Origin of the sequence: Micromonospora sp., from assembly GCF_048594385.1 — a bacterium.
GTDB classification, from domain to species: domain Bacteria; phylum Actinomycetota; class Actinomycetes; order Mycobacteriales; family Micromonosporaceae; genus Micromonospora; species Micromonospora wenchangensis.
The window spans coordinates 1-11,028 of record NZ_JBMDWU010000102.1 but is presented as its reverse complement, the minus strand read 5'-3'; the positions used below and the strand labels follow the sequence as shown (position 1 = coordinate 11,028).

At 72.3% G+C, this 11,028-nt stretch carries 7 protein-coding genes; 3 read left to right on the top strand and 4 right to left on the bottom strand.

Annotated features, from left to right (window positions below; all coding sequences use genetic code 11):
- A partial coding sequence (locus tag ACOJTC_RS04605; protein ID WP_420115882.1) for a leucine-rich repeat domain-containing protein occupies positions 1-690 on the bottom strand: 690 nt, incomplete at its 3' end.
- Between the two features lie 203 nt (positions 691-893).
- Here ACOJTC_RS04605 and ACOJTC_RS04600 point away from each other — a divergent pair.
- Positions 894-2,339: a pectinesterase family protein gene (locus ACOJTC_RS04600; protein WP_420115881.1), complete on the top strand. Its 1,446-nt coding sequence runs from the start codon at positions 894-896 to the stop codon at positions 2,337-2,339.
- A gap of 84 nt (positions 2,340-2,423) precedes the next feature.
- On the opposite strand, the gene ACOJTC_RS04595 is transcribed toward ACOJTC_RS04600, so the two are convergent.
- Positions 2,424-3,710 carry a low temperature requirement protein A gene (locus ACOJTC_RS04595; protein WP_420115880.1) on the bottom strand — a complete coding sequence of 429 codons (1,287 nt, stop codon included), beginning with the start codon at positions 3,708-3,710 and terminating at the stop codon, positions 2,424-2,426.
- Between the two features lie 300 nt (positions 3,711-4,010).
- Here ACOJTC_RS04595 and ACOJTC_RS04590 point away from each other — a divergent pair, with 300 nt between their 5' ends.
- Together ACOJTC_RS04590 and ACOJTC_RS04585 are read left to right on the top strand one after the other, a co-directional pair.
- Entirely contained in the window at positions 4,011-6,203 is a 2,193-nt protein-coding gene (locus tag ACOJTC_RS04590; protein WP_420115879.1) for a carbohydrate-binding module family 20 domain-containing protein, read from the top strand.
- A gap of 168 nt (positions 6,204-6,371) precedes the next feature.
- The gene (locus ACOJTC_RS04585) at positions 6,372-8,201 is read left to right on the top strand and encodes a right-handed parallel beta-helix repeat-containing protein (RefSeq protein ID WP_420115878.1); all 1,830 of its coding nucleotides are present in this window, start codon (positions 6,372-6,374) and stop codon (positions 8,199-8,201) included.
- Here ACOJTC_RS04585 and ACOJTC_RS04580 read toward each other — a convergent pair.
- Positions 8,113-9,450 carry an MFS transporter gene (locus ACOJTC_RS04580; RefSeq protein ID WP_420115877.1) on the bottom strand — a complete coding sequence of 446 codons (1,338 nt, stop codon included), beginning with the start codon at positions 9,448-9,450 and terminating at the stop codon, positions 8,113-8,115. The genes ACOJTC_RS04585 and ACOJTC_RS04580 overlap by 89 nt on opposite strands.
- A gap of 59 nt (positions 9,451-9,509) precedes the next feature.
- Positions 9,510-10,865: a carbohydrate-binding protein gene (locus tag ACOJTC_RS04575; RefSeq protein WP_420115876.1), complete on the bottom strand. Its 1,356-nt coding sequence runs from the start codon at positions 10,863-10,865 to the stop codon at positions 9,510-9,512.
- Between the last annotated feature and the right edge of the window lie 163 nt (positions 10,866-11,028).

Sequence of the window (11,028 nt, the reverse complement as noted above, 5' to 3'; positions counted from 1 at the left end):
CACCACGGGGGCGGTGGCCACCGCCCGCGCGACGTGGTCGGCGAACTCGGCGTTGCAGACCGCCAGGTGCCGCAGCGCGGGCAGCCGGTCGCCGGTCAGGATCGCGGCCAGGTCGTCGACGCCGGTGTCGCCGCCGTAGTCCTGCCGGCCGAGCCACAGGTCGAGCCGGCGCAGGGCGGGCAGGTCGCTGTCGCCCACCGCGCGGGTCACCGCACCGGGCAGGCCGCCGGTCTGGAAGCCCAGCTCCCGCAGCCCGGTGTGGCGCACCGGTTGCAGGGTCAGCTCGTTGGCCCCGCGTACCCACAGCGTCTCCAGCTGCGGGTAGGCGGTCAGCAGCGGGGTGAGGTCGCCGTGGGTGAGCCAGGAGATCTCGCACTGCTCGCTGACCAGGTCGGCCAGGAACACCGCGCGCAGGGCGGTCCAGTCCTTCGCGGCGTCGGCCAGCAGGTCGACCGGGAGGGCCCGCTCGTACGCCGAGCCCCACTCGCCGATCACCAGGGCGCGGACCGACTCGCCGGGCACCTCCGCCCGCAGCGCCGCGACCAGGCCGGCGAACTCCTCCGGCTCGGCCTCGAAGTCCTCGACCTCCAGCCGCCAGGCGACGGCCGACGGATCGTCGGGCAGTGTCATCCCCGGTGTGAAGGGGACCACCGGCATTCCGGCGAACGACGACAAGTGCGAACGGATCACGCCTACCTCCGGCTCGACTGGTGTGACAGCGGCGCGACCGTAACAGGCCCGACCGACAGGATGATCAGCACCGGGTGACCGGACGGGCCCGCGCCCACCGGGAGTGCCCGGTCGGTGACGCTTTACAGCGGAGACCGGGTGTGCGAGGCTCGTGTGAGCGCTCCCACGGCGGTCCGTGTTCGGATACCCCGGGGAGTTCGCTCGTGAGAAATCGCACCCGGCGGGCGGCGTCGATCGTCGCCACCGCCGTCACCACCACCCTCGTCGCCGGTGTCGTCACCGCCGTCTCGGCGCAGGCCGCCGCCGGCTGTCAGGTCACCTACCAGGTCGGCGCCCAGTGGACCGGTGGCTTCACCGCCGCCATCTCGATCAAGAACCTGGGTGACCCCGTCAACGGCTGGCGGCTCGGCTGGACCTTCCCCGCCGGGCAGACCATCACCAGCGCGTGGGGCTTCACCGCCAGCCCGGCCAGCGGCGCCGTCGTCGCCACCAACCTCGACTACAACGCCGCCATCGGCACCGGCGGCGTGGTGGACGTCGGGTTCAACGGCACCTGGACCGGCAGCAACCCCGACCCCGCCGGCTTCACGCTCAACGGCACGGCCTGCACCGGGACGACCACCCCCACCACCGCCGCGCCGACCACCCCGCCACCGCCGACCACCCCGCCACCCACCACCCCGCCCCCGACGACGCCGCCACCCACCACCCCGCCTCCGCCGACCACCCCACCGCCGACCAGCGGGACGCCGACGGTCGCCTCGGACGGCACCGGCAGGTACCGCACGGTGCAGGCCGCCATCGACGCGGTGCCGGCGAACAGTTCCAGCCGGACCACGATCACCATCAAGCCGGGCACCTACCGCGAGGTCGTCCGGGTGGCGTCGAACAAGACCAACGTCACCCTGCGGGGCCTCGGCACGGCACCGTCGAACGTCGTGCTCGTCTTCAACAACTCCGCCGGCACCCGCAAGCCGGACGGCACGACCTACGGCACCTTCAACAGCGCGAGCATGTTCGTCGACGGGGCGAACTTCGTCGCCGAGAACCTGACCATCGCCAACGACTTCGTGGAGAACTCCTCGGGGGTCGACCAGCAGGCGGTGGCGCTGCACCTGAACGCCGACCGGGCGGTGCTGCGCAACGTCCGGCTCCTCGGTGACCAGGACACCTTCCTGGTCAACGACAAGACCCGGGCGTACGTGGTCGGCTCCTACGTGGAGGGCACCGTCGACTTCATCTTCGGCGGCGGCACGATCGTCATCGACGGCACCTCGATCTACGAGAAGCGGTCGACCGGTGGACCGATCACCGCCGCCCGGACGCCGGCCAGCAAGACGTACGGGATGCTGATCTACCGGTCGACGATCACCGGGGCGACGAACAACACCACCCAGCTCGGCCGCCCGTGGGGGCCGGACGCCCAGGTCCTCTACCGCGAGTCGACGCTCAGCGCGACCATGAAGACCGCCCAGCCCTGGACCGACATGTCCGGCAACGTGTGGCAGAACGCGCGGTTCCGCGAGTACCGCAACACCGGGCCCGGCGCCGGCACCAACGGCAACCGTCCCCAGCTCAGTGACGCCCAGGCGGCCACCTACACGCCGCAGCGCTACCTTGCCGGCAGCGACGGCTGGAACCCGATGTGAGCACCCCGACGCCGGGACGCTGACCGGCGGTGATCCGCCGGTCCGGCCGTCCGCGTCGGATGCCGACGTGGGCGGCCGGACCGGTCAGGAGACCGCCCGGCCCGGCCCGTGCGGGCAACTGGCCTCGTGCTCGTCGACGAGGGCCCGGCGTAGCCGACGTCGTTCGCTGCGGCTGACCAGGTACTCGGTGACCGCGGTGGCCAGGCAGACCAGGGCCAGCCAGGCCAGCGCCCGTAGGGCGGGGATGCCGGCGGTGGCCGGCAGCAGGGCGAGCAGCGTCGCGGCGGCGACCAGCCGGGGCCAGATCAGGTTCCGGCAGGTACGGCTGAGCCGCCACTGGAACGTCGCGTGGGCGAGCAGGAAGGTGACCACGCCGCCGTACAGCGCGTAGCGGCCGGTGTGGTCCAGGGGCTGGCCGCCGGTGTAGGTGTCGGCCTCCCCGACGAGGGAGGGCATGTGCTTGAACCCCAGGGCCAGCAGCATGATGCCGGCGATCATCGGCAGGTGCAGGAAGGAGTAGCAGTCCCGGGCGAGCACGACCCGTTCGGCCGGTGGGGCGGCGCGCAGGGCGTGCTCACCGACCAGCGTCGACAGGTCGATGTAGATCCACTCAAGGGCGCCCGCCACCACCACCGCGAGGGCGGAGGCGGTCAGCAGGCCGATCGAGTTGGTCAGCTGTGAGCCGGCGATGCCGACCGCGATCAACACCTCCCCGAGGGCGGCGATGACGATCAGGTTGTGCCGTTCGGTCCAGTGCCGGGCAGAGAAGATCATGCGTGGTGGCAGCGGCAGGGCCTGGCCGGCGACATAGTCGACGATGCCGGCCAGCACCCACAGCAGCACCTGCGCGGCGAGCATCCGGTCGGTGGGCAGCGCGGTGCGCGGCAGCAGCGCCGCGCCGGTCAGCAGCCCGGCTGCCACGACCGGGGGCACGGTGAGCGCAAGGACGTCGCGGGCCCGCAGCTGCGGCGAGGAGTACAGCCGCAGGATCAGGTAGCAGCACCGTACGGCGAGATAGCAGCCCACGAACCACAGCGGCGTGTCGATCCCGCCCGGTGAGTCCTGGAACGCCTCCCGGGTGGTGACGGCGAGCACGAACATCACCGGGGTGGTGGCCAGCAGGGTGAGCCGGGCGATGCCGTAGTTGGCGCGTACCCGGTTGCCGAGCCAGGCGAACAGCGACCAGGACCACCACAGCAGGCTCAGCACGAGCAGCCCGTGCAGCACGCCCAGGTCGTTGTCCTCGGCGATCATCAGGGTGGTGACCTGGAGGAACGCGAAGACGAACACCAGGTCGAAGAAGACCTCGGCGGTGCTGACCCGGGTGGACTCGGTGACCGGCCGCAGGCCCCGGCGTAACGACGTGGTCACCGGTGCCATGCGGTGCCGGCCCGGCCGGTGGGCGGACGGGTCACGGCACCCCCTCGTCACGGTACGGACGACGCCGGGTTCCCGGCGCGACGCAGGGCAAACCCCGGTGTGGAGCGCGGGCGACGTCGGGTGGCCGGAACACCGCACGCTGCAACTCCTTACGGATCATTGCCGGCGGATGTCGAAAAGTTTGCCGCAAGGTCTTGCAAAACCTTTCATCGATGCCGCATCGTCTTCTCCACCGGACGGCCGTCCCACCGCCAAGCGCCTCTTCGACCCCCGGAAGTAGGTCCACTCCCGATGTCCACACCCCGCGTCTCCCGGGGAGCCCGTCTGCGACGGGGTCTCCTCGCCCTCGCCGTCACCGCCACCTCCCTCGCCGGCCTGAGCGCTCTGCCGGCCACCGTTCCCGCCTCCGCCGCCGTCGCCCTCAACGACAGCGAGGTCACCGCCAACCTCTGGGAATGGAACTGGCGCTCCGTCGCCGCCGCGTGCACCGACCACCTCGGCCCGGCCGGCTACGGCGCGGTGCAGGTCGCCCCGCCGCAGGAGTCGGTCAGCCTGCCGAGCAGCGCCGACGGCGTCCACCCCTGGTACGAGGTCTACCAGCCGGTCTCCTACCGGCTGGAGAGCCGGTTCGGCACCCGGCAGCAGTTCGCCGACATGGTCACCACCTGCCACGCCGCCGGCGTGCGGGTGTACGTCGACGCGGTGGTCAACCACATGGCCGGCGCCAACAACCCCGAGTCGGTCGTCGGGTACGCCGGCACCGACTTCTCCGGCCCCGGTTACAGCTTCCCCGCCGTGCCCTACGGCACCGGCGACTTCCACCGCCCGGGGGACAACTGCCCGACCTCCGGTGCGATCAACGACTGGAACAACGAGGCCCAGGTGACCAGCTGCGAGCTGCTGTCCCTGACCGACCTCTACACCGAGAAGGACAGCGTCCGCACCAAGATCGCCGGCTTCCTCAACGACCTGGTCGGCCTCGGTGTCGACGGCTTCCGGGTGGATGCGGTCAAGCACGTCAAGAAGGACGACTTCGCCGCGATCCTCGGCAAGGTGCGCAACACCACCGCCGAGAACAAGCGACCGTACGTCGCCCAGGAGATCTTCGACGGGGCCAGCAACGACGCGCTCAAGGCGCGCGCCTTCACCGGCAACGGCGACGTGCTCGACTTCGGGTACGCCAAGGGCCTGAAGTCCGCGTTCCAGGGCTCGATCGCCAACCTGGCCAACGTCGGCGGCTGGAACCTCGACGCGCCCAGCGCCAACGTGTTCGCCATGGTCACCAACCACGACCTGGAACGCGACGGGGTGGTGCTGTCCTACCGCGACGGCAGCGACTACGTGCTGGCCAACTACTTCGCGCTGGCCTACCCGCACGGCAAGCCGTCGGTCTACGACAGCTTCACCTGGTCCAACCGCAACCAGTCGCCACCCGCCGACGGCAACGGGTACGTCACCGACACCGTCTGCGGCGGCAGTTGGAACTGCCTGACCCGGTCCACCGGGATCAAGGGCATGGTCGGTTGGGCGAACGCCGCGAAGTCGGTCAGGAGCGTCTCCGACTTCACCGTGGTCAACAGCAACGTCATCGGCTTCCACCGGGGCGACCGGGCCTGGATCGGGATCAACGACTCCGGTTCCGCCACCACCGCCACCTTCACCACCGGCCTGGCCGACGGGTCGTACTGCGACGTGATCTCCGGAGCGCGCGGCACGGCCGGCTGCACCGGCACCACGGTGACCGTCAGCGGAGGCCGGGCCACCGTGCAGATCCCCGCCAACGGCGCGGTGGCGCTGCACGTCAACGCGAAGGGCGGCCCGTCGACCACCCCCACGGCCACCCCGACGCCCACCGCCAGCGCCACGCCGACGCCGACCGCGCCGGCCGGCACGGTCGCCACCACCTTCACCGTGACCGCCACGCTGACCGGTGACCAGAGCGCCTACGTCGTCGGCAGCGTCCCGGCGCTGGGCTCGTGGGCCCCGGCCGCCGCCGTCCCGCTGACCGCGCAGGGCGGTGGGACGTACCGGGCGGTGGTCACCCTGCCGGCGTCCTCGACGGTGGAGTTCAAGTTCCTCAAGAAGACCGCGGCCGGCGTCGTGACCTGGGAGTCGGGGAGCAACCGGACGCTGACCACGCCGAGCGGCGGCACCTCCTCGGTGACCGACACCTTCCGGGGTGACCCGGCCGGCACCCAGGGGGCGTCGTTCACCGTCAACGCCACCACCACGTACGGGCAGAACGTCTACGTGGTGGGCGGCGTCGCGGCGCTGGGCTCGTGGAACCCGGCCAACGCGGTGGCGCTCTCCTCGGCCGCCTACCCGTTGTGGCGGGCCACGGTCGCCCTGCCGGCGAACACGACGTTCGAGTACAAGTACCTCAAGAAGAACCCGAACGGCACGGTGACCTGGGAGTCCGGTGGCAACCGTAGCGGCACCGTCGGGTCCACCGGCTCGTGGAGCGCCAACGACACCTGGCGGTGACGCCGGGCTGACCACGGCGGCCGATCCCCTTCCCCGGGGGTCGGCCGCCGCGTCGTTGGACCTCCGGTCGGGTCGACCCTGCCAGGTTGACGGATGTCGATGCCCTCTCGTATCGTCCGGAAAGCGCATTCTTGCTCCGCGCCGCCCACCCCGCCGGAGGTACGCCCCATGCGCCCGTCCCCGCTGCACCGGCTGGCCCCGCTGGTCGCCGCCGTGCTCACCGCCACGGCCGCCCTGCTGGCCGGGCCGGCAACCACCGCCTCGGCCGCCACCATGTTCAGCGACGACTTCACCGACGGCGACACCGCCGGCTGGTCCCGGTCGGGTGGGACGTGGGGTGTCGTCACCGACGGATCCCCGGCGCTGCGGCAGTCCGACGCGGGCAGCGGGAACGCCCGGCTCTTCGCCGGCAACGCCGGCTGGACCGACTACACCGTCCAGGCCCGGGTGAAGCCGCTCAGCCTCGGCCCCGGCAGCCAGGTCGGCCTGCTGGCCCGCGCGGCCGGGTCGACGCGCTACTACCGGTTGGCGCTGCTGCCCGACGACCGGGCGCAGTTGCAGGCGGTGAACGGCGGCACGGTCACCGTGCTGGCCGGCATCTCCCACCCGGTGGCCACCGGCACCTGGCACACCCTCGCCGTCGAGGTCACCGGCAGCACCGTGCGGGGCCGCGTCGACGGGGTCTTCGTCGGCGAGGTCACCAACCCGCTGATCGGGGCCGGCCGGATCGGGGTGCAGACCACATACTCGTCGGCGTCCTTCGACGACGTCCTGGTCAGCAACGTCGACATCCCGCCGACCACACCGCCGGTCCACAACGACACCCCGCCACCGAGCAGCACCCCGCCGGCCACCACACCACCGCTGACCCCGCCACCCACCGTGCCGCCGCCCGGGACCGTCGTGCTGGTGGTGGCCACCGACGGCGACGACGCCAACCCCGGCACGCTGGCCCGGCCGTTGCGCACCATCCAACGCGCGCACGACCTGGCCCAGCCCGGCACCACCATCGCGGTACGCGGCGGCACCTACGCGCCCACCAGCACCATCAAGATCCTCAAGGACGGCACCGGGTACCACCCGATCACCCTCACCAGCTACCAGGGCGAGAAGGTGGTCATCGACGGCGAGAACATGCCGTACACGCCGGCCGCGGTGGGTGCCAGCATCCCCCGCGCCGACCGGGGTGTGCTGCACGTCGAGGCGGACTGGTGGCGGTTCGTCGGCCTGGAGATCGTCCACGGTCCGTACGGGATCTTCGGGGTGGACACCAACTACGGCAGGTACGAGCGTCTGGTCACCCGGGACAACTACGAGTCCGGCCTGCACCTGCAGGGCGCGTCCAGCGGCAACCGGATCGTCAACCTGGACAGCTACGGCAACCGGGACCCCCGCAAGAACGGCGAGAGCGCCGACGGACTGGCCATCAAGGAGGGCTCGGGCCTCGACAACCAGGTACGCGGCGCGCGGCTGTGGCGCAACTCCGACGACGGGTTCGACGCCTGGCTGTTCCTGTCGCCCATCCTGATCGAGGACAGCGTCGCCTACGACAACGGCTACAACTACTGGGACCTGCCCGACTACGCAGGTGACGGCAACGGCTTCAAGCACGGCGGTGGCAACGATCCCCGCCCCGCCGTCGACCACGTCACCCGCAACAGCATGGCCTGGGGCAACTCGGCCGGCGGCTTCATCGACAACGGCAACCCGGGCGCGCTGGTCTTCGACCGCAACACCGCGTGGCGCAACGGCAAGGCCGGCTTCGACGTCTCCCACTCCGCCGCCCAGCTGCACCGCAACCTCGCGGTCGGCAACTCCCCGGAGGTGTCGCCCGGCTCCTCGACCGGGGCCGGCAACTCCTGGGACCTCGGCGGCACCTGGCCACTGGCCAGCACCGACCCGTCGACGGTCACCGGCCCCCGGGCCGCCGACGGATCCGTCCCGACGTCGGACTTCCTGCGCCCCGCCAACGGCGTCGACGTGGGCGCCCGGCTCTGACCGGGGGTGTCCCGGCCGGCTCGCGGGGGATGACCAGGGCGCCCCACAGCGCCGCGAGGAGCGCGAAGCCCGCCGCGACCGCGTACGCGAGCGACCCGGAGCGCTCGACCAGGACCCCGCCGAGCGCGGTGCCGACCGGGAACCCGATCAGGTTGACGCTGATGGAGACCGTCATGACCCGGCCCAGCCGGGCGGGATCGGTCCGCCGTTGCCGCAGCGACAGCACACCCACGTTGAGGGCGCCCTCCAGCAGGCCGAACAGCGCCAGCCCGACCGCCAGGGTGGCGAGCGTCGCGATGGCGCCCGACGGGTAGATCGCGACGGCGGACAGCACCGTGGTGACGATCAGCAGCAGCCGTTCGCGGCCGGCCCGCAGCAGTCGTCCGGCGGCCAGCGCACCGGCCGCACCACACAGACCCACCAGACTCCAGAGCGCGCCGGCGTACTGCTCGGTGTGCCCTGCGCCGCCGACCCGCTGGGCCACCGAGACCGGCACCGCCACGACGAGGATGCCGAAGGTGACCTGGTAGCAGGAGTAGGACAGGGCGAGACCGCGCAGGGTGGCGTCGCGGACGAGATAACTGACGCCTTCCCACGCCTCGTGCAGCAGGTGCCGACGCCGCGTCCGGGGCGGTTCGGCGGCCGACCCTCGCAGCAGCAGCAGGCTCAGCGCGGCCAGGACGTACATCGCGACCACCAGCACCAGCGCCGGGTCGGGGCCGATCAGCGCGATCACGGCACCGCCGACCAGCGGACCGACGACCTCGATGACCGAGTAGGTGCTGAGGTCCAGCGCGTTGGCCCGGTCGTAGGCGTCGTCGGGCACGAACCGGGGGATCAGCGTCCGGATCCCGCCCGCGCTGAGCGGGCTGGTCAACGAGAAGAGCCCCAGCAGGGTCAGCAGCACGGCGGGGGTGAGCCGGCCGCCCACGGAGGCCAGCGCGATCAGACCGATGAGGACGGCGCTGACGAGGTTGTCCAGGATGACCGCGCGGGCGGCGCCCACCCGGTCGAGCAGCGCGCCGGCCATCGGGCTGACCAGGAAGCCGGGCAGGGTCAGGAAGAACCCGCTCAACCCGGCCAGGACCGGGGAACGGAACCGCGCGAGGACGTAGAGCACGACGACGAACAACAGCATCTCGGACGCCAGGCGGGACAACGAGGCCGACAGCAGTAGCTGGGGCACGTTGCGGGTGGTGAGGACCTGCCGGTAGGTCATCGGCGGCGCGGGTACGGGGTCGGCTGTCATTCCCGGAATGCTCCCGCCGGGCGGGGCCCCGCTGCGGGCGGGGCCCCGACCCGTCGGGCTCAGCGTCCCTGGAGCGTGCGGACGTTGTCGCCGAAGGTCCAGCCCTTGGAGCCGTCCCAGTTCACCGACCAGGTCATCAGCCCCTTGAGGCCGCCCCGGTAGGTGTTCCACGCCTGCGCCACCGAGGCCGGCGCGAGGTAGCCGCCGCCGGCACCGGGCTGCGCGGGCAGGCCGGGCACCTGCCTGTCGTACGGGACCCGGATGGTGGTGCCCTGGACGACCAGGCCGGCGTTGAGGCAGTCGGTCTGGGCGGTGAAGCCCGCCACCGTCCCGGCCGGGTACGAGTCACCGGCGCAGCCGTACATGCTGCCGTTGTAGTACTGCATGTTCAGCCACCAGAGCCGCCCGTTGTCGACGTACCGCTTGATGACCGGCAGGTACGCCCCCCAGATGGAGCCGTAGGTGACGCTGCCGCCGGTGACGTAGGCGGTCTCCGGGGCCATGGTCAGGCCGAAGCCGGCCGGCATCTGGGCCAGCACCCCGTCGATGATGCGGATCAGGTTCGCCTGCGACGGGGACGGCCGGGTGATGTCGCCGCTGCCGGTCAGCCCGGTCTCGATGTCGATGTCGATGCCGTCGAAGTGGTACCGCTTGAGGATCGGCACGACGGTGGCGACGAACCGGTCCGCGACGGCCGCCGAGCCGAGGTCGATGCCGGCGGTGGCCCCGCCGATCGACAGCAGCAGGGTCAGCCCGGCGGCCTTGGCCTGGCACATCTCGGTCGGGGTGGGCACCCGGACGGTGGCGTCCATCCCGTCCTCCCAGAGCACCGTGCCGTCGGCGCGGATCACCGGGAAGGCGGCGGTGACCACGTTGTAGCCGTGCCCGGTGATCCGGGCGTCGGTGATCGGTATCCAGCCCAGCGGCGGGTGGACGCCGTTGGCCGCGCCGTCCCAGTTCTCCCAGTAGCCCTGGAGCACCTTGCCGGCCGGACGGGACTTCAGCGCGCAGCCCGTGCCGTCGGGCGGCGGCGTGGTCGTGCCGGGGGTGGGTGTCGGGGTCGGGGGCCGGGTGGGGGTGGGGGTCGGCGACGGGGGCCGGGTGGGCGTCGGGGTGGGGGCGGGGGTGCCGGTGCAGACGCCGAGGTCGCGCCAGAGCGCCGGCACGGCGGCCGGGTTCCAGCCGGCGCCGGCCGGCGGGGTGTGGGTCACCAGCGACTCGTAGAGGCGGCCGAGGTAGCTGACCCGGGTGCCCGCCGGGTAGCTGACGCCCTCGGCCCAGGCCGGTGCGGAGCAGGCCGCGAGGGTGCCGGCGGTGACGGTGGCCGGCGCGGCGACGCCGTTCGCGGCGGGCAGCGCGGCGGCGAGCAGCACCGCGCCGGCCAGTACGGCCGTCGTCCCTGGTCGAAGTCGCATGACATACCTCCTCGTCGATGGCGGGGAGGCTAGCAGTTAAGTTTGTTAAATGTAAATGCCCGGCTGCCGTCGGGTCCGCGCCGCCCCCCCCCCCCGGGGGGGGCGGGGCCCGGGGGGGGGCGGGGGGGCGGGGGGCGGGATGCACACCGAGACCCCCCCCCCC

Coding starts and splice junctions, on each gene's coding strand:
- ACOJTC_RS04590 (WP_420115879.1), top strand. CDS start 4,011: ATGTCCACACCCCGCGTCTCCCGGGGAGCCCGTCTGCGACGGGGTCTC.
- ACOJTC_RS04585 (WP_420115878.1), top strand. CDS start 6,372: ATGCGCCCGTCCCCGCTGCACCGGCTGGCCCCGCTGGTCGCCGCCGTG.
- ACOJTC_RS04580 (WP_420115877.1), bottom strand. CDS start 9,450: ATGACAGCCGACCCCGTACCCGCGCCGCCGATGACCTACCGGCAGGTC.
- ACOJTC_RS04575 (WP_420115876.1), bottom strand. CDS start 10,865: ATGCGACTTCGACCAGGGACGACGGCCGTACTGGCCGGCGCGGTGCTG.